The 20,819-nt window shown below is 35.5% G+C and carries 25 protein-coding genes and 2 pseudogenes; 3 read left to right on the forward strand and 24 right to left on the reverse strand.

Annotated features, from left to right (window positions below; all coding sequences use genetic code 11):
- Nucleotides 1-411: 411 nt before the first annotated feature.
- The 12 genes and pseudogenes from EAH81_RS28185 to EAH81_RS26655 form a co-directional block, all read right to left on the reverse strand.
- A pseudogene (locus EAH81_RS28185) lies at nt 412-606 on the reverse strand (RHS repeat domain-containing protein); the annotation flags it as partial.
- 190 nt (nt 607-796) lie between these two features.
- Nucleotides 797-1,153: a hypothetical protein gene (locus tag EAH81_RS26605; protein ID WP_140512012.1), complete on the reverse strand. Its 357-nt coding sequence runs from the start codon at nt 1,151-1,153 to the stop codon at nt 797-799.
- Nucleotides 1,154-1,165: 12 nt separating this feature from the next.
- Nucleotides 1,166-1,480 carry a hypothetical protein gene (locus EAH81_RS26610; protein WP_140512013.1) on the reverse strand — a complete coding sequence of 105 codons (315 nt, stop codon included), beginning with the start codon at nt 1,478-1,480 and terminating at the stop codon, nt 1,166-1,168.
- Nucleotides 1,481-1,608: 128 nt separating this feature from the next.
- A complete protein-coding gene (locus EAH81_RS26615) occupies nt 1,609-2,475 on the reverse strand; it encodes a tyrosine-type recombinase/integrase (RefSeq protein WP_140512014.1) in 867 nt (288 codons plus the stop codon).
- 11 nt (nt 2,476-2,486) lie between these two features.
- A complete protein-coding gene (locus EAH81_RS26620; protein WP_140512015.1) occupies nt 2,487-3,404 on the reverse strand; it encodes a tyrosine-type recombinase/integrase in 918 nt (305 codons plus the stop codon).
- Nucleotides 3,405-3,514: 110 nt separating this feature from the next.
- The gene (locus tag EAH81_RS26625) at nt 3,515-5,194 is read right to left on the reverse strand and encodes a hypothetical protein (RefSeq protein WP_140512016.1); all 1,680 of its coding nucleotides are present in this window, start codon (nt 5,192-5,194) and stop codon (nt 3,515-3,517) included.
- 4 nt (nt 5,195-5,198) lie between these two features.
- Nucleotides 5,199-5,762, reverse strand: a complete 564-nt coding sequence (locus EAH81_RS26630) for a hypothetical protein (RefSeq protein WP_140512017.1) — start codon at nt 5,760-5,762, stop codon at nt 5,199-5,201.
- A 108-nt stretch (nt 5,763-5,870) separates the two neighbouring features.
- A complete protein-coding gene (locus tag EAH81_RS26635; protein WP_140512018.1) occupies nt 5,871-6,494 on the reverse strand; it encodes a hypothetical protein in 624 nt (207 codons plus the stop codon).
- 97 nt (nt 6,495-6,591) lie between these two features.
- On the reverse strand, nt 6,592-7,542 hold the full coding sequence (locus EAH81_RS26640) for a hypothetical protein (RefSeq protein ID WP_140512019.1): 951 nt from the start codon (nt 7,540-7,542) through the stop codon (nt 6,592-6,594).
- Nucleotides 7,543-7,552: 10 nt separating this feature from the next.
- Nucleotides 7,553-8,128, reverse strand: coding sequence for a tyrosine-type recombinase/integrase (locus EAH81_RS26645; protein ID WP_170214164.1), 576 nt, complete (start codon nt 8,126-8,128; stop codon nt 7,553-7,555).
- Nucleotides 8,129-8,489: 361 nt separating this feature from the next.
- Entirely contained in the window at nt 8,490-9,272 is a 783-nt protein-coding gene (locus EAH81_RS28190) for a hypothetical protein (RefSeq protein WP_410501122.1), read from the reverse strand.
- Nucleotides 9,273-9,732: 460 nt separating this feature from the next.
- On the reverse strand, nt 9,733-9,957 hold the full coding sequence (locus EAH81_RS26655) for a helix-turn-helix domain-containing protein (protein ID WP_140512020.1): 225 nt from the start codon (nt 9,955-9,957) through the stop codon (nt 9,733-9,735).
- Nucleotides 9,958-10,058: 101 nt separating this feature from the next.
- Here EAH81_RS26655 and EAH81_RS26660 point away from each other — a divergent pair, with 101 nt between their 5' ends.
- A complete protein-coding gene (locus EAH81_RS26660) occupies nt 10,059-10,523 on the forward strand; it encodes a hypothetical protein (protein ID WP_140512021.1) in 465 nt (154 codons plus the stop codon).
- A gap of 197 nt (nt 10,524-10,720) precedes the next feature.
- Here EAH81_RS26660 and EAH81_RS26665 read toward each other — a convergent pair whose 3' ends face one another.
- From EAH81_RS26665 to EAH81_RS26715, 12 genes and pseudogenes are all read right to left on the reverse strand, one after another.
- On the reverse strand, nt 10,721-11,215 hold the full coding sequence (locus tag EAH81_RS26665; protein WP_140512022.1) for a hypothetical protein: 495 nt from the start codon (nt 11,213-11,215) through the stop codon (nt 10,721-10,723).
- A 25-nt stretch (nt 11,216-11,240) separates the two neighbouring features.
- Nucleotides 11,241-11,828: a M91 family zinc metallopeptidase gene (locus tag EAH81_RS26670; RefSeq protein ID WP_317130512.1), complete on the reverse strand. Its 588-nt coding sequence runs from the start codon at nt 11,826-11,828 to the stop codon at nt 11,241-11,243.
- A 9-nt stretch (nt 11,829-11,837) separates the two neighbouring features.
- Nucleotides 11,838-12,008 (reverse strand): annotated as a pseudogene (locus EAH81_RS28050) (RHS repeat-associated core domain-containing protein); the annotation flags it as partial.
- Between the two features lie 316 nt (nt 12,009-12,324).
- Nucleotides 12,325-12,960 carry a zeta toxin gene (locus EAH81_RS26675; RefSeq protein ID WP_140512024.1) on the reverse strand — a complete coding sequence of 212 codons (636 nt, stop codon included), beginning with the start codon at nt 12,958-12,960 and terminating at the stop codon, nt 12,325-12,327.
- Nucleotides 12,961-13,002: 42 nt separating this feature from the next.
- A complete protein-coding gene (locus EAH81_RS26680) occupies nt 13,003-13,872 on the reverse strand; it encodes a tyrosine-type recombinase/integrase (protein WP_140512025.1) in 870 nt (289 codons plus the stop codon).
- Nucleotides 13,873-13,882: 10 nt separating this feature from the next.
- Nucleotides 13,883-14,800 carry a tyrosine-type recombinase/integrase gene (locus EAH81_RS26685; RefSeq protein ID WP_140512026.1) on the reverse strand — a complete coding sequence of 306 codons (918 nt, stop codon included), beginning with the start codon at nt 14,798-14,800 and terminating at the stop codon, nt 13,883-13,885.
- A gap of 169 nt (nt 14,801-14,969) precedes the next feature.
- Nucleotides 14,970-16,640, reverse strand: a complete 1,671-nt coding sequence (locus tag EAH81_RS26690; protein ID WP_140512027.1) for a hypothetical protein — start codon at nt 16,638-16,640, stop codon at nt 14,970-14,972.
- Between the two features lie 4 nt (nt 16,641-16,644).
- The gene (locus EAH81_RS26695; protein WP_140512028.1) at nt 16,645-17,208 is read right to left on the reverse strand and encodes a hypothetical protein; all 564 of its coding nucleotides are present in this window, start codon (nt 17,206-17,208) and stop codon (nt 16,645-16,647) included.
- Between the two features lie 106 nt (nt 17,209-17,314).
- Complete coding sequence (locus EAH81_RS26700) at nt 17,315-17,566, reverse strand: hypothetical protein (protein ID WP_140512029.1); 252 nt, start codon at nt 17,564-17,566, stop codon at nt 17,315-17,317.
- Nucleotides 17,567-18,060: 494 nt separating this feature from the next.
- Nucleotides 18,061-18,381 (reverse strand): hypothetical protein, encoded by a 321-nt coding sequence (locus EAH81_RS26705; RefSeq protein WP_140512030.1) that lies wholly within the window; start codon nt 18,379-18,381, stop codon nt 18,061-18,063.
- A gap of 20 nt (nt 18,382-18,401) precedes the next feature.
- The gene (locus EAH81_RS26710) at nt 18,402-18,752 is read right to left on the reverse strand and encodes a hypothetical protein (protein ID WP_140512031.1); all 351 of its coding nucleotides are present in this window, start codon (nt 18,750-18,752) and stop codon (nt 18,402-18,404) included.
- Nucleotides 18,749-19,606, reverse strand: coding sequence for a hypothetical protein (locus EAH81_RS26715; RefSeq protein WP_140512032.1), 858 nt, complete (start codon nt 19,604-19,606; stop codon nt 18,749-18,751). Before EAH81_RS26715 ends, EAH81_RS26710 begins: the two co-directional genes overlap by 4 nt.
- Nucleotides 19,607-19,780: 174 nt before the next feature.
- On the opposite strand from EAH81_RS26715, the gene EAH81_RS26720 reads away from it, so the two are divergent.
- Nucleotides 19,781-20,203: a helix-turn-helix domain-containing protein gene (locus EAH81_RS26720; RefSeq protein WP_089481476.1), complete on the forward strand. Its 423-nt coding sequence runs from the start codon at nt 19,781-19,783 to the stop codon at nt 20,201-20,203.
- Nucleotides 20,204-20,302: 99 nt separating this feature from the next.
- Nucleotides 20,303-20,548, forward strand: coding sequence for a hypothetical protein (locus EAH81_RS26725; RefSeq protein WP_140512033.1), 246 nt, complete (start codon nt 20,303-20,305; stop codon nt 20,546-20,548).
- Nucleotides 20,549-20,819 lie beyond the last annotated feature (271 nt).

The following is a 20,819-nucleotide window of genomic DNA, read 5'->3' on the forward strand; positions in this document are numbered from 1 at the left end:
ACCATTAGATTGTGTTGTATGCGGATTAACCACTCCATAATCCGAATCAGTACTGCTTTTATTTTTTTTCGCTTGTGCCCTTTCGTTTTTTGTAGGCTTATTATTGCCATCTTTCACTTTTCCGTTTGAATCGGTTTCTGCTTTACTAGGCTCTGAAGTGCTTTTATTGTTTACGCTACCAGCGGTTGCACTGTAGACAGGTGTACTGGCAGACTCATCACGACTTGTTGCGGAATCCCAAATCATTACTAAACCACCAACTACAAGAGAACCAACAGCAACTACAGCAGCTGCTGGCTCTAAAACAATTCCTTGTGGACCTGCGCCAGCTATTGCTATTGCACCTGCACCACCTAAGCCTGCAGCAATGATTGCAGCACCACGACCTGGTCCTGGCCCTTCTTCAGGACTCATTCCATCGGGATCAATAAAATAGATAGGATTATTAAAAGCATAATTATAAGGACTTTGACGGCGCATTTGTTCTGCCAACGGGTCAATGTTCATCCAACGACCAAGAGCAGGGTCATAATTACGTGCTCCATAATCGTAAACATTCAGGTTTAACTCGTCTTGCAGCTCTTTTCCGTTGTACTTATACTTATAAGGTTTTATGAATTTCCTTTTACCGATTAATGGTAAAAAAAAATTATTTAAATCGAATCAAAGAACTTTTATAATGTACGAAAATATGCTTACTTTGACGAATATCCTAATTGAATGATTCAAATTCTTAATTATAATCAATAAAAAAAGCCCTCAATTGAGAGCTTTATAACTTATTTTTTTGTTAGATTTAGTCATCACCAAAAATATCCATGTCGACATCCACATCTACAACTCCATCGATTTGAACATTCTGCGAATCTTTAAAATCAAATTTACCACTTCCATTTGCTGTTTTACTAAAGCTCATATCAAAACTACTATCACCTTTACTCGCTCCCATAATCAAACTACCTGAAAATGTAGCATTTTTAAATGTAAAAGTTCTATTTGGAACATCTGCGTAAAATTGAGACTCATCAATTTCAACATCCCAATCATTTACGCCATAATTCCCAGGATTAGTATCTGAAAGAATATCATCCCAAATTTCACTACTATATCTTAATTCACTAATTAATTGCTGTCTAATATTTTCTAATTCCATATCTCTATATTTTTATTCAAATTCGTCTGGTTCTGGTTCATCTTGAAAGTCATAAGAATATCTTCCTTCTTCAGTTGCACCGCTTAGTCTAACATCATCATTATTAAATGCACCTACAGGATATTCCCATACTTCATAATCAATCTCAATTTCACTGCCACACTTATCGCAATTAAATGTAGTTTCCCAGCTATAACCATTTTCCTGACCCATTCCTCTGTCATCACCACCGCCAGTTGGCTCAAAATCGGCTTCATCCGAATCAAAATCGGTTACAGTACCGCATTTTTTACATTTTACGGAAAGTGTTCCACTTATAAAACTCATAGCATATTTTTTTTAAGGTTAATTTATTTCATGATATTTTCAATCGAAAAGTATTACAAAACAAAGCACCAAACAACACGTATTTATACTGGTTTTTAGGAATTAAATTTAGTGTGAAATGAGCATTCCTAAATCGGAAAAAATCTATTAATCAATTCCCTTTGTTGAAGGCTGTCAACCTTGATGTATTTTTCAGTAGTGCCAGGCCACTTATGTCCTGCTAGTACCTGTACATGCTCCAAAGCCAGTTTCTTTTCATTAAGCCAATTGCAGATAACGCTCATTCGAATAGTTTTAGGGTTGAGGTTCTTATCTGGGAACAATGTCTTTAAAGGCTCAATCATGGCGTGAATACTATTTACTGCGATGGGTTTTCCAAGTTTGGTAATGATTAATTTATCGGTTGTACTTCTCAGCATTTTGGGTCTAATCTCGTTGATGTATTTGGAAAACAATAATATTTGTTTGGCTAATAGTTGGAGTTTTCGCCTGTTCAAATTTGTAGAAGATTTGATATAAATCATTCCAGCATCCAAATCAACATCCTGAACATTGAGTCTTATAATTTCATCACTGGTTAAACCTTGGTAAATAAGCAGATTTAAAAGAACGTTGTTTCTGGTATCCAAATTCTCGTATCGATTCTCACGGGTTAAAAGCAGTTGAAGTTCTTCTGAGCTAAATAAATCCTGAACCTGAACTGCCTGATTACTGTTGACCTTAATATTTAGCTTCTTACATGGATGGTCTTGTCTGTATTCGCTCATGACCAGATAATCATAATATTTTTTAATTGCTGATAGAATAACGACCCGATATTTAGCATTGGGCTGTTGTTGGCTGATTTTCTCCATGTACTGAACGATATTTTTATATTTGTATCGCTTGGCTTTAGGGTTCAGTTTTAAAAAGTGGTTGATGGCAAACATATAGCTGTCTACGGTCTGTTTACTGTAATCTTGGTGCAGGAATTGTTCAATTGTTAATGTACTCATAGGCTGATTATTTAAAAGGTTACTACTGGTTTTTGTTTCTTGTTTTTGATAGCGTAGATGTAAGTAGTGTTGATTTCGGAATGTCCGAGGAACCTTCGTATAAAATCAATTCCTGCGTTCTTTTCCATTAAATGATTAGCAATACTGTGACGCAGGCAATGCAGGGTTATATCTTTCTGAATCATCTCATAATTACTGGTTTGCTCAATCATTTTCTTTAAGGTCTGGTTGAGGTATTCTCCTTTCATTCGTTTACCGTTATCGTAGATAAAAAATGCATTTTCAATTTGATTTTTACCTATTAGTTTTTGATAACGCTCTCCAGTTGAATACTTTTTTAGATATTCGACGACCATATCGCTCATAGGAACTTCCCGCCTTTTGCTTCCTTTACCATCTCTAACGATTAACATTCCTTTGGAGAGTTGAATATCCCTTACATTCAAAGCTTCAATTTCCGACCTTCGAAGTCCGCACCCATAAGCTACTGATAGTAAAGCCCGCTCCAAATCACTTTCACAATGCTTATATAACATTTTGATTTCATCTACTGTCAAAGTGTTTCGAGGCTTTCCACTGCTTTCTGAATAACTCGGAATGTAGAATCCGTTTTCAATCTGTTTGCTCTCCAGCAGATTGAACATAAACAATCCCATGACAAAAAGATGGAACTTGATACTTTCACCGCCTAATGTTCCACTTCCCCGTTTTTTGGGTCTTGTAATTAGGTACTCCAAGTAATTGACCGATTCTCTACTGGTCACATCTTTTATTTTGGTAACCCCTGATTCTTCCAGCCAGATAAGAAATTCTGCCACGGCATTCTGGTACATAATGCCTTTTCCCTGCTTGTAGTTCTTTACTTTTACGTAGCTGTCAAACTCATTTAGCAGGTTTTGAAATGCTGGGGTTTGTATTGTTTTCTTCATCTTTCTTTTGTTTTCTAAATCATCATTTTAAAGCTTTCCTTAAGCGAACTCTGTAAAACTGCGAACACCAGTATCATATCACCTTTAATTACTGAGGTTCACGTGTTCTTTTAGTTGATTTTTAACTGGTCTAACTGTCTGCCCATTTCTTCTTTAATCTTGGCTTTTAGTTTTTCCATATTATCCCAATAGCTAATCACGTACTTAAACCCTTTGTTTGGTGAGCCTTCAACGGCTTGTATGTATTCCAGTTCCTGCAAGGTTTGAACATATTTGAAAGCCGATGTTTTACTCATATTGAGTTCCTGTCTGATTTCACGGGTTGTGAAACGGTGCGTTGTTCCACCTGTCTGGCTTCTCACAAATCCTTTAAGATTTTCAAAAAACTGTCTGGTGCTTTTATCGAGTTCATCCACTTTTATAATGATGGAACTAAAGAATATCTCAACGGCTTTTCTCACATCTTCTTCGCTGGCTATCAGTCTTCCTTTATCATCCGTTTTTCGTTGATATTGATGCAGGATTGTTATTTGGGAAACAAAGTTTTGAAATTGGCTGTTTAATCTCCTGAGCATCTTTGCTTCTAATGGTAACATTAGCTTATCTGCAAATGGATTAACTACTTCGTAACTCTTTAAAACCCGCATGGAGTTTCTAAGGAGCTGTTTTGCCTGTTGTTCGCTCTCCGTTGTGTTCACACCTGATATTTTCAGGTTCTGGGCTTTGATAATGCGGAGCGTTTGTTCCAGACTTTCATCAACTCCTAAAACTACTGAACGGCTCATATTATCATAGTAAACCTCTGCTTTGGTCGTGGCGGTAAGGCTGGCAAAATGAGCTTCAACCTTTTTCATTTTTCCTCTGGTATTGCCCTGCATATCCTTCACCACCGTTGAACTGGTCAGGAATTTAGCTGATTGCATTTCCCTGAAAGCAAACTGGGCTTCTTCATCCAATCCGTCAAAATCCTGTATGATAACCAGTTTGTTAATCAGCTCTTTATCCCTGTAATGATAGAGTGATTTGCTGGTAATTCTGGTCAGGTTCATTACGTCCTCCTGTGGCATGCAGTCAGCTATGGCGTTGATGAGGTGACTTTTTCCTTCACCTGAACTTCCTTGTATGAGTCCATGCATTAGATAAGGCATTTTGTAGCTCGATGCCAGTACAAATAATAGAATCCTGTTTTCTTCTTCACCCACAATTCCGCTTTGTGCTAAGAGCTTATCCACATTCTCAAAAAGATGAGCTTTACAAAGGAATTCCACTGCTTTTTCACTTGCTTGCGGTGTAAGTTCCTTTTCTGAAAATTGGTCGGTTACAGGGTTTATTTCAGCGTTGAATAGCGTCTCCCTATATTCTTCCAAAAGGTCTGTGAACTGCATCAAATCAGCTTCTAATAAATTACTGTCAAAACCCTGTTTCTCGCTTAGTTCCGTGCACTGGTTTTGCACATTTGCAAAATCAAACAGGTCAATTTTTACTCGGTGTTTCTTCTGGCTGTCTTTTTCTACGATTTGAATTGAAACCCTAAGATTTCCTAAATCCATCGGTAGACTTCCAATTACATAAAAAGTGCCTGTTTTCCCTTTAAATCCGATTTTATAATCATTTATTATTTCTAAACTTGAAATTGTTTTTTCTCCTTCTGGGTTTTGCAATAGTTCTACAATTCCATCAGCACCGTAATTCATCCACATATCATTCATGCTGTGACCCTCTGGGAGCTGAATCATGTTTACGGGCAATTCTGGTCTTATATTTTGTATTTGTGTTCTTATGTTTTGCATGGTCTTAACGTTTAATGATTATTATTTCTTCCAATTCGTGCAGTTCTTTGATGGCTTCTAGGTGTTGGGGCAATAAGTCACCATCATGCAGAGCAATTACTGCGTCTCTGTTTTCCAATACTTTAGACTGCATTAAACTTGCAGAGTCAATTACCGTGGGAGCAATAAAGAGCCTTTTAGTCAACGGGTGTGGATAAGCTGGGTAAATGCCTTCGCTATTGAGATATTCTTCTTTGGGAGTATCTAAATCAAACCGCAAAGCGAAGTAGTTTACAATCTCATTTTCTTTGTTCGTTAGTGGAAAAACAAGTCCATATCTTCCAAAGACGGTATAGGCTGTCATGGTATCTTTACGCACACCTGCATCACTCTTTTTAAGCACTCCTAAAGCCTCGAATCTGTTCTTGAACTCTTGGTCTTTATTATGGTGGAATTGTCCAGAATTGAAGCCTATTCTTAACTCTGCGTAATCCAGTCCAATGTTCTTTAAATAGTCTTTTGGTTTGTCTGCCTTGGCACTTCTGATACCAGTTTCAAAAGACTGGAATAACGTTTCTAAATTTTCCATAAGCTTTAATTTTTAAGGGTTTGACAGGTGATGTTGAGACATAGAAATCCCGCTTCGGGTATTGCACCGAATTTTTAAGTTGATAATTAATGATTTAGAATTGTGGTTTTACAGGGCTATAGTCTCATAACTCCATTTAGGGTCATAGCAGTCGTATACTTCATTTACCTTGTAAGTAGTGAGCTTTTCAGGTATCATGAGAAACGCTCTGGTCATCTTATCCGAATTATGACCGTAATGTTTTCTGAGCACTCCCAGAGCCGCATTTTGATAATGCCATTTGTCCCAGACACTCAGCCCAAAGACACGCCTCATGGTATCTGTTTCAAGTGGGTAAGGCATCCCGACAACAGAGGCGTATTTCTTTTGTATTCTCCTGAGTTCCCTGTTCAGGTTTCGGGTATTGAATCTTTCCTTTGTCTCATGATTAACAAAAGGACTTGAATCCAATAACGGATTATCCGATTTTTGATAAACGTATTCAATAAAACCTTTCAAAAATAGCGTTACAGGTCTGGGTTCACTAATTCCAGTTCTGATTTCGCTCAGGCATTTTCCATCGGTATCAACAAAGTTTTCCCATTTCATTTCTAATAGCATTCCAATTTTATATCCTAATGTACTCCCAATCATTAGCATAAAACCATATCCATATTGTTCATCTTTTACAAGATGTTGCACCAGCCTGACGATGTCATGAATATTGAAATGTTTCTTATAATCTTTTTTCATTCTGCCTTTATTTCTTTTACAAATGTACTACGAATCAAGGAGTTTCGCAAGTTTCACAAGGAGTAGAGGTGTGCGGTAAATGAGTAAAAAACTCATTTTACACGTTGTCATTAGATAAAAAAGTATAAATATTTTCGATAATTTTTATTCTTTTTAAGATTTTGAAGTTTCCAAAAACCAATTCCTGACGAATTTGAATTGGATTTTCTGCGTAGAACCATACATATCCTGTGTCATTTTTCCTGTCAATAGGATTATATCCTTCCAGTTCCAGAACATTGTTATAGGTGTCGTTGAAGGAATGATACTCGTTTACATCCTTATAAGTAGAGTACCATCGCATACGGAAATCGTAACTTATCAGTGGTTTGCCTTCATTAAGAGCCTCGGCAAATTCATATAGGTTTATTGTTTTCAGAATAGTGGATAATGGATAATCATCAGGAACCTCGTAGATTTCATTCTCGAACAGCTTTTCCATCTTAATTTTTTTAAAGTCTCCATCTTCCAATAACTTACAGAATAAAGAATGGTCTTCAATTTCAAAAACTTCAAATTGGGTGGTATCTTTTTTAATGATTTCCAGTACGTTTTTATAACTCATTGAAAGCGTGCTTAAAGTTGCACCACCTGTGACAGCTCCAGTTTGTTTGTGCACCACAATAAAAGTGTGTTTATGCTCTAAGTGATGGTAAAACTTGTCAATATCTATGTTCCTGCTGATTTGAAACAGTGCTGAACTGCTGGGTAATTGTAGTTTAGGTCTGTCATCTGAACCTAAAACATGTTTCATTGCATCAGAACCCAGACTTTTTTCCAGTTGGATTGCACTTTCCTTAAGCTCCAAAGCAAGTTTTTCCGATTCAAAATGCTGAGCGTTGAACCACCTGTCTTTAAAATAAGCCAAAAACTCTTCTCTGTTTTTCTTGGACAGGTCTAGTTTTTTGAATTCCTCTTGGCTTGGAGCAGTAAATCCGTTGCTTATAAAAACCGCTCTTAGTTTTGGCTCTACCAGTTTATAGTACTCAAATCTTTCCTTTTTGGTCATAATGATGCTTTTAGACGCTCAAATATAGGTTACTGATTTCTTGTTCTCTAATTCCTAAGTAGATTTTAGTGGTTGAGACACTGGCATGATTAAAGAGTTGGGATAATAATAGTAAAGCTTGGTCACTGTACTTATTTACTTCCCAGACCCTGCGACCGAGCGTTTTTCTCATAAAGTGGCTTGAATACTGACCTTTTACTTTGTATTTGGTAAAAATCTCTTTGAGTTTGCTGTTTACGTACTGGATACTGAACGGCTTTTCACCAAAACGGTTCACGAACATCAAATCATTTTCATTGGCTTGGAGCTGAACAAACAAACGACCAACAATGGTTTGTAATTCTGGATTGATGGTGATGCGTCTGGTCTTTTTGGTTTTCTTTTCCGTTACGGTGAAGTAATCCTGATTCAAAACCTGATTCCATCTTAGTTGAAGAAGGTCTGAAATTCTAAGACCAATGTAAGAACCCGTTGCAATAAGTAGCGCAAATTTCAAATCATTATCACGCTCCAGCTTCAAAACGATGGTCTGCATCTTGTCCCACTCTAAAAAATCACTCGTTGTCTTTTGTCCTTTTAATGCCATTTTGCTTGATTTAAGTTTCACTTTTCTACCTTAATATATATAAATGAAAGCGGTCATTTTACCAACCTTTGCGAACCCTTGATTTTACTGGGCTTTTACTTCTACCTTCACTTCTGCCAAAAAGTGAAACAAATGTCCAGGTCTATTTTGGATTTTCCTAGAAAAATCCTGGTTTTCCTGGGCTCACARRCTTTTTGAATTTGRGGAGCACAAAAAAACGAGGTGTTARCCTCGTTCTTTGGATTGTATTAATCGTGAAAACTCTGAAAATTCTTGGTCGGTAAAATCTTCCATTTTAAAACTGATAGGTAATTTTAGCKGTTCCGTATTGAGAATTCTTTTCAATTGAGAAAGTTTAAGTTTAATTCTCATCTTCTGTGGTGCTTGTACTATTATTGATAAAATCCCAGTCCTCACCGTTTAGACCAGCTTTGGACATGTAGAACAATCCTGCTTTATAACGGTCGTAAATGCTTACATCAACTCTATCATAATTAAAATGCTCCTGAATATCACTTATAATCTTCNTATTATTGATAAAATCCCAGTCCTCACCGTTTAGACCAGCTTTGGACATGTAGAACAATCCTGCTTTATAACGGTCGTAAATGCTTACATCAACTCTATCATAATTAAAATGCTCCTGAATATCACTTATAATCTTCTCGTGGAGCTTTTTATCTTCAATATGTACAACAAAGTGATTATGAAAACCTTTTCTATTTGTGAACGGTTCCGTTGTAAAAAACATTCTCAATTCAGTAGAATCCTGATATTTTTCATTCAGATAATCATAAAGTCCATGCATCTGCTTAAAACAGCTCATCTTCTGGCGGTCTGCTTTATAGGCAACCGTGAAGAAAAAGCTCCAGTCCATCTGCCAGAACGTATGCTGAAAACTCTCTTTATCTGCTAAGCAGTCTATGAGGTTCCTCATGGATTTATTTTCCTGTCTCAGGATTTTATTCTCATCAAACATGATTTCAGAATCAAAATATCTTGCGTGGTCTACTGGAAACAATCGCTTGCCATTTGACATTTTAGTTTTTAAGAATAAATCTTCATTCTTTTTATAGAATCTGTAAATGGTACTTTTACTTGATTTTGTAGTTATTATAAATTTCTTTAAATTCTCATATTTCATTTTTATTGGTTGATTAGTATCTCATTATTGTTTAGATACAGGAACTCCATACAAGGAGGTTAATCAAGCATCTTTACAATAAATACTAGCAAACTTTGAAAAGTGTAGCTTTTTGGCACTTTTTTTTCAAAAATATTTTTCTGGTTGGGTAAATCAGTGTTCCAAAATGAGACACTAGTCAGTGAAATTTCAAAAAATATAGAATTTTCGCTTAAAGCATCGATGGTATCGGCAGGAATAAGGTACACATGTCTTACAGCTGGGAGGTAATTTGAGGCTTTAAATCGTGGAATTTAGTACTGGAATAGCCGATTGAGGGAGGGGTGCGGTGTTGAATCCTAATTTGCTTTTTATTTCAGGACTTCCTAGCGGAAACGGGCTAATTTACCTCCCGATTTGGGGCTTTTGGTACATTTAAATTGTTATAAAAAGAGTACTTGAGAGTATTGTAGAATCAACATTACATATTAAGCTCGGAAAGTAATTCTGACATTTTAATATCTAATGCATTGCAAATTTTTAAAAAGATGTTGATGGAAAAATTCTGTTTTCCTTTTAAAATCCTTCTAATGCTAGTTTCGTCTATATCGCATGCATCAGCAAATTCCAAATTGGTTTTGAATTTAGCTTTTGCTCTTACACTTATATTATGACCTAGCTTTTTTAAAAATTCTTCTGACATCATTCAAAAGTCGAATAATGAAGTTTTAAAACATCGGCATATTTGCCGATTTGAATATTTAGTATTAAGTTTGTCTGAATTTAAATCAACTTAAAAACAAAAAAATGAAAAAAACAATATTTTTTCTTCTATTTATAGCTATTGGAATGACAAGCTGCAACACAACTAGCATTCAATCTACAGAAGAGGTTCAAGAGTTTATTATTGGTAAATGGCATGATGAAACAGTTGAAAGTGGTGGTGTTATAACATATTATAGATTTGAAATAACAGCGCAAGAAATAAAATGCTGGAAACAAATTGCTTTTCTTGACGGTACAGGAACGGGACTTAAGGGAGATGATAAGTGGGAAGAACAAACTCCAGTTGCTTTATCTATTGGAAATGTTCAAGCGGAACCTGCGAATAATCAATCTTATGAGAAAAAATATAGAACATTGGGGGATTGCAGTTACGGAACATATACATTTGAGCACAATTCAAAGTTTGGTAACTCATTGAATTTTAAGGATAATAATTCGGTTAATAGCGATACTGAGTGCGTTTTAGAGAAGGGTTGGGAATATTGATAATTTAACACTTTTTCTCTAAAAATGTAACAACTCTATAAAAACCAAAAGCCACTCCATAATGAAGTGGCTTTTTTATTGATTTAGATTGTGAGTAACTGATTACAAATCTACGCTATCATTAATGCCTTTATTTTCTCATTTCAGACTTCAATAGAAATAGTATCATAAATTATTTACTGAAAACATGAAACCTTTTAATATTTATTTCCTGTAATTTTAGTTATTATAACATAATCATCACCATCTCTACTAGTTCCGCTAACTATTTTTTTATACTTATACTTGTCTATTTGAGCTTCTGAAAAATTCCCCTTAGCCTTACATTCCCTAGCATTTTTAAAAAATAAATATGTGATTTTGTTATCACAATTAAGAGCTATTATTTTTCTTGTCATAATTCTCTCTGTTTTTAAATTTACAATTTCTACTAAATAGAAATCATCATATAAAATATTATAATCTCTATTTTTCATAAGGTTAAAAAAATCTTCTCTTTGATAAAAATCAATTTTATCTTTAAGGTAATTACCTAAATTATTTTTGGTTAATGTCTTCTTATTAAAATCCACCCAATTGGTTTTAGAAAAAAAAGAATTTAAACTTTCCTTATCAATTTCATTTGAGGGTTTGCAACTAACTAATGCTAAAATTAATGTTGCTATAGCTGATACTTTTAAAATAATATTCATGATTAATATTTATTTACTTATTTATTTATTCTACAACTGGTAGGGCTCTCTGTTTTGCACCTTGTTCTTTTCTTATAGGATTATCAACGTTCTTCCTAACATCAATTTCATCTTGTCCAAGATAAGTTCTAGCATTATTATCATCTGGATTTGTAGCAATTACCTTGGTTGACGTTACTTTCCCATCTATACCTTGTTCAACATGACCTAATTCATGGCCTAATCCAACTTGCGGTGGTCTACCTGTCGTTCCGTCTGCATTTTTTATTCCAGATTCACCATCACCACGATTATTAGGATTATATTCAACTGTCGCTCCAGAACCACCTTTTTCTCTCCCTTCTGCAGCTGCTCTATCTGTATAAGAGGTATGATTATCCCCATCACTACTTGCTTTTATTATAGTTTCATGTTTTGATGCAATTAATTTACTTACTAAGTCTGTTCCAACTGGCTTTTTACTTCCTGTAGGTGTCCCAGCAAATTCAATTTTCCCCTGTCCATTTGCTCCAGTCTTGAATATAAGTTTTTGATTAGTTAATTTTTGGAGGTCTGCCATTACTTGTTGTTTATACTCTTTTGTTCCAACAACAATAATATCCTTCGGAGCCATTCCATCAGGGTCAGTAAATCTCAACGGGTTATCAAAACAATAGTTATATGGACTATATCTTCTCATCTTTTCCGTTAATGGGTCAATATTACTCCAACCTGCTCTTGCTGGGTCGTAAAGTCTGCTTCCATAGTCATACATGTTAAGCCCCAACTCATCCTGCAACTCTTTCGAATTATACTTATACTTATAGGGTTCTGTAAACCTTTTTTATATAAAACAACCCCTTGCAAAAATCTCCATATAAAGAACGTCCATTTACATTTTCCTATAATACGAAATTAGATTTAGTTCGGTTATTTTCCTAATAAAATAATCCGCTTATTTATGCTCATAAAAAAAGCCCTCATTTCTGAGGGCTTTAGGTAGTTAAATTTAGTATTTTATAAAGAACTTGCTTTTATTCTTACAATTTTACCATCTTGAATGACAGCTAGATCGCTGTTAGTTTTCTTTTTAGACTCAATTAATTTTTCAGCAACTTTAGCCATTGCTTCTATAATCTTCTTCTGAGTCGGTGTTGTTGTTGTTGTTGTTGTTGTTGTTTTGTGTTCTCCCATGATTCGTCATTTTTGAGTTTATCGAACTTGATTTTATTTATAACTTCAATATCGTTACCTAATGTTTTCTGTGCAATCAATTCAGCTTCTACAGCTGTATTATCAAAAATCAATGCCTCATTAACTATCGGCAAATATATATCAAATAAATTTGTAATTCCATTTTTATAGCGTCGCTTAATAACATCGGTTTCAATATTATGCCCGCCATCCTGAACCCGAAGCTTAACCCTCTCAATAGCCAGGTCAACATTATTTAGCCAGAAAAACAAAAGTACAACTTTATAATCTTTTTCCTGAGCTGTAATAACTTTCTGTTTATAGCTTTTCGTTGCTAAAGTTGTTTCAAAGGCAAACACTTCGTTATTCGCTAATAATTCATTTATTCTGTGAAGCATTATTCTTCCCGCTTCAAAAGCCACCTTTTCCGGTTGAAACGGCGAAAGTCCTTTGGCTATTTCATCAGCATTTACAAACTCCTTACAATTTAGTATCTCGGGAAGTATTGTAAAAGAAGCAGTTGTTTTACCTGCTCCATTGCAACCTGCGATTATATAAAGATTTTTACTCATTAGTACAAAGATAATAAATTTCAAATTTAATAAATACTATTTTTAGATACTTGGAAAGTAACGATTGATCATTTCACGTTGGTGTGAACTATTCACTTTAATATATTTTTCGGTAGTTCCTGGCCATTTATGTCCTGCCAGTTCCTGAGCCTTTTCCAAAGAAATATTATTCTCATTGAGCCAATTGCAAATCACACTCATTCTGATCGTTTGTGGGTTGAGTTTGCGATCAGGAAATAATGCCCTGAGCGGATCAATCATCCCATGAATACCCCCTACTGTAATAGGCTTGCCAAGCTTGGTAATAATTAGTTTCTCTGTTTTACATCGAAGCATTTGGGATCGGGTTTCCTGCAGGTAATTGAAAAACAAGATCATCTGTCTGGGAACTAAATTCATTGTCCGCTTATTAAGATTGATGGAAGCTTTAATATAAACCGTCCCATTATCCAGATCAATATCTTTTACATTAAGTCTTATAAGCTCATCGCTTGTAAGTCCCTGATAAATTAATAGTGATAATAAAACATTATTTCTTACATCCAAATGCTTGTATCGATTTTCCCTTTCCAAGAGCAGTTGCAATTCTGAACTGCTGAATAAATCCTGCACCTGTATCGCCTGATTGCTGTTCACTTTAATATTTAAACGTTTGCATGGATGGTCATTCCTGTAACCGCTCATGACCAAATAATCATAATATTTTTTGATTGCAGATAAAATGACAACACGATATTTACCATTGGACTGCTTTAGGCTGATTTCATCCATATACTTAACTACATTTGCGTATTTGTACCGTTTTGCTTTCGGATTTAATTTCAAAAAGTGATTGATCGCAAACAAATAGCTTGATACAGTCTGTCTGCTGTAATTTTGGAGCAGGAACTGCTCTAGTGTTTGTTTTGTCATAGCTGATTCCTTAAAAGGTTGTTACTGGTTTTCGTTTCTTATTTTTGATAGCATAGATATAGGTTGTATTGATATCGGAATGCCCTAGAAAACCTCTTATAAAATCAATTCCCGCATTATTCTCAGCCAGATGATTTGCAATGCTGTGTCTGAGGCAGTGAAGAGTAATATCTTTTTTTATCAGTTCAAAATCTTTAGTTTGCTCGATCATTTTCTTTAGGATATCATTCAGGTTTCCCCCTGTACTTCGTCTGCCTTTGGAATTAATAAAAAAAGCTTCTTCAGTCTGGCTTTTCCCTGAAAGCCTTTGACTGCGCTCTTCCTGAATGTATTTCTTTAAGTACCCCATAACCGTATCACTCATGGGAACTTCACGCCTTTTGCTATTCTTTCCACTCCTGACAACAATCATTCCGGTAGCCAGTTTCACATCTTTTAAGTCCAGCGCACTGATTTCAGAACGCCTGAGCCCGCATCCGTAAGCAACAGAGAGTAAAGCCCGTTCCAATTCATTCTCGGCATGTTTGTATACCTTTTTTATTTCTTCAACACTGAGCGTGTTTCTTGAATTTTGAGTGCCTCCCTCATAACTGGGAATGTAATAACCGTTCTCAATTTCCTTGTTTTCCATAAGGTTTATTAGAAACAGTCCCTGCACGAAAAGATGAAATTTGATACTTTTCTGTGACAGCGTACCTTTCCCTCTGAGTTTTGGTCTTACAATTAAATAGTCGAAATATTTAATTGATTCTTTAGTCGACAGTTCTTTAATGTTATTAATTCCGTATTCTTCCAGCCAGAGCAAGAATTCGATTAAGGTATTTTGGTACATTCTGCTGTTGCCTGTTTTATAATTCCTAACTTTTATAAAACTGTCAAAGGCATCCAAGAGCCTTCGAAATTCTTTATTTTCTATCCTGTTTTTCATTTTTTTTGAGGTTAAGTTGCGGATTCTGCAAAGTCGTCGCTTGCACACTCCTTGGAACACGGAACGCCAGTATCGTATGGTCAGTAAACACTGATGCTCACGCGTTCCATTGGCGTTCCGTAGCGTTCCATTTTTGGTTATTTGTTTTGTTTTTTACTTTTTTGATATTTTAAAGTTGTTCCAATTGGCTGTTCAGTTCTTTCTTGATCTTACTTTTTAGTTTTTCCATATTGTCCCAGTAACTTATTACATATTTAAAACCCTTGTTTACCGAGCCTTCAATTGCCTGTATGTATTCGAGTTCCTGTAATAACTGCATGTACCTGAAAGCCGAAGTTTTGCTGATATTGAGTTTCTGGCGCATTTCCCTATTGGTAAAACGGTGTGTCGATCCGTTCTTCTGGCTCTTTACATAGCCTTTGAGGTTTTCAAAAAACTGTCTTGTACTTTTATCGAGTTCATCCACTTTGATAATGATGGAACTAAAGAAAATATCAACGGCAGATTCTAAATCCTCTTTGGTTGCTATCAGCCTGCCTTTGCTGTCTGTTTTTCTCTGGTACTGGTGCAGGATCGTAATTTGTGAAACAAAATTTTGAAACTGGCTGTTTAGTCTTCTGAGCATCTTGGCTTCAAGGGGAAGTATAAGTTTATCTGCAAAAGGATTAATCACTTCATAAGATTTCAGCACCCGCATGGCATTTCTGAGAAGCTGTGTTGCCTGAACCTCGTTTTCGTTGTTTGCTTTTCCTGCGATTTTCTTGTTTTGCTTTTCTATGATTCTCATGGTCTGTGCCTGGCTTTCATCCACGCCCAAGATTACCGAACGGCTCATATTGTCATAATATACCTCCGCTTTGGTTGTTGTTGTCATACTGGCAAAGTGCGCCTGTACCTGCTTGATTCTTCCCCTGTTGTTTCCAAAAATATCTTTGACCACGGTCGAGCTTGTCAGGAACTTTGCTGACTGCATTTCACGAAAAGCATACTGCGCTTCTTCGTCGAGTCCGTCAAAATCCTGAATCACAATTAGTTTATTGATAAGCTCCTTATCTCTGTAATGGTAAAGTGATTTGCTTGTAATACGGGTCATGTTCATCACATCCTCCTGAGGCATACACTGGGCAATCCCGTTAATCAAATGACTTTTTCCTTCTCCGCTTGATCCCTGAACAATGGCATGCATCAAATACGGCATTTTATAACTCGATGCGAGCACGAAAAGCACCATTCTGTTTTGTTCTTCCCCTACAATTCCGTTTTGCTCCAAGAGCTTGTTTATATTTTCCAGCAATTGCGGTTTTGAAAGAAATTCGACCGCTTTTTCATGAGCCTGCGGTGTAAGTTCTTTTTCGGAATAACGATCCGTTACAGGGTTAATTTCCGCATCAAAGAGTGCTTCCCGATGCTGTTCCAATAAATCCGTTAACTGTAAAAAGTCTGTTTCGAGTTCCTGAAAGTCAAACCCTTGTTTTTCGGAGAGTTCCCCACACTGGCTCTGCACACTGCCAAAGTCAAAAAGGTCAACTTTCAGCCTGTGTTTCTTCTGTGTAGTATGTGACACAATTTGTAATGAAACCCTCAGATTTCCCAAGTCCATAGGCAGGTTGCCTACAACATAAAATATACCAGCAATGCCTGTATAGCTGATTTTGTAGCCGTTTACAATCTGTAATCCATTGCCCGTTTTTTCTGTTTTTGCATTTTGTAAAAGATTCAATATTCCGTCCGTTCCATAATTGACCCACATATCATTTAGACTATGCCCCTCGGGAAGTTCTACTATTGAGAGTGGCACATCGGGTCTGATCTCCTGCATTTGTAATCTGATCTTTTCCATTTTCTCACCGCTTAAAGATTATTATTGCTTCCAATTCATATAGTGATTTAATAACTTCCAAGTGCTGTTCCAGCAGTTCCCCGTCATGCAGGGCAATAACCGCTTCCCTTTGATCCAGTACCTTACTCTGTATTAAACTTGCACAGTCAATGACCGTAGGTGCTAAGTATAATTTCTTGGTAAGGGGATGCGGATAGGCGGGATAAATCCCTTCGCTGTTCAGGTATTCCTGTTTCTGCTCGTCCAGATCAAAACGCAGGGCATAATAATTCACTATGCTGTTGTCCTGATTTACAAGAGGAAAAATAAGCCCATAACGTCCAAAGACGGTATAGGCTGTAAAGGAATCGTCCCGAACGCCCGCATCACTTTTAGAAATCACGCCCAGTTTTTCAAACTGGTCTTTGGATTTAAGGGTTTTGCGATGATGGAACTGTCCTGAATTAAAACCGATCCGAAGATCTGAATATTCCAGTCCGATACCTTTGAGGTATTCTCTAGGCTTTACAGCCTTGCTACTTCGAATACCGGTTTCAAAAGACCGGAATAGTGTTTCTAAACTTTCCATAATTATTTTTCAATTATTATTTTTTGAACTTTTATATAATTTTAAGAATGACTACGGACTCCTAGAGTTTAGCCAATAAAGAAATAAAAACAGGAGCAGAATTAAGTTAAACTGACCTGCTGGGGCATTCAAAGGCATTGTTTGACAACATTCTGAAAGTTTTTTGCAAAACTGTTTTGCTGAATGTCGTTCCTTTGCTAGGATTAATAAACAAGGGGTGAATGTCTCTGTTTTTCAAACCTGCATTTCTACACATATACTTTACTATATACTCAGGTGCTTGTGGATCTGCATTCCTGCGTTCTTGCATTCCTGCATTCCTGCCTGCATACTTTCCTTTATGTTCGACTGCCTGCATTCTTGTACATATACTTTCCTGCAAGCTAACATGCTTGTATAAATGCTTTTTTTATAAAATAACTTATAAATCTGAAAAAAAACAAAACAGCCTAAAGCTGTTTTTCCTGTTAAATTTAACCCGCCTGAAAGAGCGGATTCTAATGTTCACCAGAACATCGCAAGTTGTGTTTTGAGGCACTCGAAACTCGATTAGTGCCTCAAAACAACTTGCCCTGCCGGGAGCTGAAAACACCTTCCGAAGTCAGCTCTTTTTTGCAGAAGTTAAAAATTGATTGTCTAACAAATCACGGCATTTACTTATAGTTACTTTACAAAGATAGAATCTAAAACACTGATTATCATAAGTAAAATTTACCTATCAAAAAGGGTTTCGTTTCGTCTTTTACAAAGATAATATGCTTTTTTATTATAATGATGGTCATAATATGTCCATGAAAACAGGATCTAAATGTGATTTTACGTGCTTTGTTTTTCAGAGGTATCTTTGGTGTTTTATTCCTTGTTCTCAGAGTCTGATATTTTCAATTTATAAATCTCGTCCAGCAATTCTAATTCAGCACTTGGAATTAATTGCAGGGCAAGTTCGAGTACTGATCCGATGTATATATCCCTATTATCCAATTCATCAGTCTGGACAATATGAAGGCAGATTCTAATCAGGTTTACCCCAAGACCAATCATATCGGAATATCCATCAAATTTTATCTCTCGGATATGACCTTCGTAAACACTTTGGGCTGGTCTGAGTATTTTAAAATGATAAGAGGCTAAATGTTTTAATTCTTCGAAGGTTTTAATTCTACTTTCTTCCATAATTAAAATTATTACTGTTACTATTGGTTGGGTAATTCTTCCTCGTTTTCAATTTCATCAAGGTACATTTGATTTATTTCATCCAGAAACTCAATTTCATGTACAGGAAGCAATTGAGCAACAATTTCTAATACTAATGCAACGTCGATAGATGGGTTCTTGACTGTTCTTGAAACTTCAGGCGCATCCTGCTCTAATGCCAGAATACATAATTTAAGCATGCTCGAGGTAATACAAGCAAGTTCACTATAACCTAACACCCTGATTTCAGCAATGTGAATATCCGTTTTATTGTTTATAGGCTTTATTGTTTTGAAATATCTGGCAACTAATTTTCTAAAACCTTCCGAGTTTTTAAGTTCACTTATCATGATTTCTGTTTTTTATGTTCTAAATTTTCTAAACGCTCCAATTCAGCTTCTACTATTACGCAGGCTCTTTCATGAAAAAGACTGCATCTTTTATCCAGAAGTTCGGTATCTACCAAACATGACTTTTTAATATTAGCCCAGCGCAATGAGCTTGGATTTGTTTTTAATAATTCAAACAGTCTTTTATCTTCGCTTGTAGTTCGTGGGAATACATCAGAGGTAAGAGGTGTGAATATTTCACAGATATCAAACAGATATGCCATTGAAAAATGATCGGGGAAATATCCTAAAAATACATTAATAAGACCTAAGCAGATTTGTTCTACCGCAATATGCATCATAGAATCCTGAACAAATCCCGTATCCATATAGTCAATTTGATTTTCACTTCTTAAAAAAGTTTCTGCAACTTTATTTCTGTTTTTCCAATACGAACGTGTAGAATCAATGTTACGTTTGGGAGTTCCATCAAAGGAAATACTTAAGGGCATATTCTCACGTTCATAAACTTTATAACCTTTGGTTAAAACCTGATGATAAAAATAGATTTGATTTGGCGTGAGATAATTACCATATTTTGCTTTATAAAAGAACAGCGTTACGGTATAACGACCTTCGGTTTTGGTCTTTATAATATCGCTGATATCCGCAACAGCATTAATTATATATTCATCTGTCAAAACCATAAGATAGAAATGAGTATGTTCTTTCTGTGCTGATATAAACTCTTGAAAGGGGTTCTGAAATGCCTGAATATTTTTCTTTTCTCCAAAACAGTAAATACTGCTGGTGCTGATACTTTCAACAATAATGTTACTAATTGTCTGTAATCCTGAGTTCTCAATTGCTTTCATAATTTTACATTATTTAGTTAATACTTGTCTGAAAATTTGTATTTTTGTTTAATACACAGGCAAGTAAGCGATTACTTGTACGGTACGGTATCAAATTAACCCGTACCATACAAGACTAAATTATGTATCATACATAAACCTTATTTTTTTATTCGTAATTATTATCTTTGAGCTATGAGTACATTAACAAAACCAAATCACATAGGGCGAAAAATCAGCCGTATTCGTGAACTAAAAGACATGAAACAGGAAGCATTAGCACAGGCTATGGGAACAAACCAGCAGGCTGTTTCAATAATAGAAAATAGTGAGACTATAGATGATGAAAAGTTAGCCGAAGTAGCAAAGGCTCTAGGAGTAAGTGTAGAAGCTATTAAAAACTTTTCTGATGAAGGTGTGATTAATTATTTTAACAATATATACGACAACGATATTAGTGGTGGTATTGTTAATGCACCACATTCAAATCACTGTTCATTCAATCCTCTTGATAAACTAATTGAAGCCCATGAACAACAAATTAAACTTTACGAACGTTTGGTTCAAGCTGAAAAAGATAAAGTCGAATATTTGGAAAAATTGCTAGAAGCTAAATAAGCTTCTATAAAAGATATATTAATTCCACAAAGAGACTAGACAGTCTCTTTTTTGTTTTAGAGCATTTTTTGCTCTACTAAATTACCAAAAACTAATACCATGAATAAAACTATAAAGCTCCGAGTAAAGAAGGAAATCGACAGAGATAATGAGCTTAAAGTACTAAAATTAAAAGGTTCTTTAATAACAAAAGGTTACACTGAAATTATTCACATTGCAGATGAAAATGAAGATTTTTATCTCAACTCATTTTCGACTTCTGTTGAACACAAAAAAGAAGCGGAAGATTTTGTAATCGAGTATATCTCGGCCAATAATCTAATTGACACAATTACTTTACTGTAAAAATATAATTTCAGATTGTATTTATGTTTTCAGAACATCCACAAAAATCTTCCTGAAAGCATTCAGAATTTTATGGATTATCAAAGTAGTATTGTTTGAAAAAGTACACTTCTTTTTTTATTATTTCTTCATTTGATTTTAAGAAGAATACACTTTTAAAAGGCTTTTAAAAATTTTTAAAAAAAGAATAAAAAGCAAGCTAATTTATTGGACATCGGCAAGAGAAGTGCGCATAATGACACGCCTCGTTCCTCGCCCTGTCACCCTTCGG

The sequence above is a fragment of the Flavobacterium pectinovorum genome (assembly GCF_006438875.1).
Lineage (GTDB): Bacteria > Bacteroidota > Bacteroidia > Flavobacteriales > Flavobacteriaceae > Flavobacterium > Flavobacterium pectinovorum_A.

Coding starts and splice junctions, on each gene's coding strand:
- EAH81_RS26605 (WP_140512012.1), bottom strand. CDS start 1,153: ATGGAATTAGAAAATATTAGACAGCAATTAATTAGTGAATTAAGATAT.
- EAH81_RS26610 (WP_140512013.1), bottom strand. CDS start 1,480: ATGAGTTTTATAAGTGGAACACTTTCCGTAAAATGTAAAAAATGCGGT.
- EAH81_RS26615 (WP_140512014.1), bottom strand. CDS start 2,475: ATGAGTACATTAACAATTGAACAATTCCTGCACCAAGATTACAGTAAA.
- EAH81_RS26620 (WP_140512015.1), bottom strand. CDS start 3,404: ATGAAGAAAACAATACAAACCCCAGCATTTCAAAACCTGCTAAATGAG.
- EAH81_RS26625 (WP_140512016.1), bottom strand. CDS start 5,194: ATGCAAAACATAAGAACACAAATACAAAATATAAGACCAGAATTGCCC.
- EAH81_RS26630 (WP_140512017.1), bottom strand. CDS start 5,762: ATGGAAAATTTAGAAACGTTATTCCAGTCTTTTGAAACTGGTATCAGA.
- EAH81_RS26635 (WP_140512018.1), bottom strand. CDS start 6,494: ATGAAAAAAGATTATAAGAAACATTTCAATATTCATGACATCGTCAGG.
- EAH81_RS26640 (WP_140512019.1), bottom strand. CDS start 7,542: ATGACCAAAAAGGAAAGATTTGAGTACTATAAACTGGTAGAGCCAAAA.
- EAH81_RS26645 (WP_170214164.1), bottom strand. CDS start 8,128: ATGGCATTAAAAGGACAAAAGACAACGAGTGATTTTTTAGAGTGGGAC.
- EAH81_RS26655 (WP_140512020.1), bottom strand. CDS start 9,957: ATGATGTCAGAAGAATTTTTAAAAAAGCTAGGTCATAATATAAGTGTA.
- EAH81_RS26660 (WP_140512021.1), top strand. CDS start 10,059: ATGAAAAAAACAATATTTTTTCTTCTATTTATAGCTATTGGAATGACA.
- EAH81_RS26665 (WP_140512022.1), bottom strand. CDS start 11,215: ATGAATATTATTTTAAAAGTATCAGCTATAGCAACATTAATTTTAGCA.
- EAH81_RS26670 (WP_317130512.1), bottom strand. CDS start 11,828: ATGGCTCCGAAGGATATTATTGTTGTTGGAACAAAAGAGTATAAACAA.
- EAH81_RS26675 (WP_140512024.1), bottom strand. CDS start 12,960: ATGAGTAAAAATCTTTATATAATCGCAGGTTGCAATGGAGCAGGTAAA.
- EAH81_RS26680 (WP_140512025.1), bottom strand. CDS start 13,872: ATGACAAAACAAACACTAGAGCAGTTCCTGCTCCAAAATTACAGCAGA.
- EAH81_RS26685 (WP_140512026.1), bottom strand. CDS start 14,800: ATGAAAAACAGGATAGAAAATAAAGAATTTCGAAGGCTCTTGGATGCC.
- EAH81_RS26690 (WP_140512027.1), bottom strand. CDS start 16,640: ATGGAAAAGATCAGATTACAAATGCAGGAGATCAGACCCGATGTGCCA.
- EAH81_RS26695 (WP_140512028.1), bottom strand. CDS start 17,208: ATGGAAAGTTTAGAAACACTATTCCGGTCTTTTGAAACCGGTATTCGA.
- EAH81_RS26700 (WP_140512029.1), bottom strand. CDS start 17,566: ATGCAGGCAGTCGAACATAAAGGAAAGTATGCAGGCAGGAATGCAGGA.
- EAH81_RS26705 (WP_140512030.1), bottom strand. CDS start 18,381: ATGGAAGAAAGTAGAATTAAAACCTTCGAAGAATTAAAACATTTAGCC.
- EAH81_RS26710 (WP_140512031.1), bottom strand. CDS start 18,752: ATGATAAGTGAACTTAAAAACTCGGAAGGTTTTAGAAAATTAGTTGCC.
- EAH81_RS26715 (WP_140512032.1), bottom strand. CDS start 19,606: ATGAAAGCAATTGAGAACTCAGGATTACAGACAATTAGTAACATTATT.
- EAH81_RS26720 (WP_089481476.1), top strand. CDS start 19,781: ATGAGTACATTAACAAAACCAAATCACATAGGGCGAAAAATCAGCCGT.
- EAH81_RS26725 (WP_140512033.1), top strand. CDS start 20,303: ATGAATAAAACTATAAAGCTCCGAGTAAAGAAGGAAATCGACAGAGAT.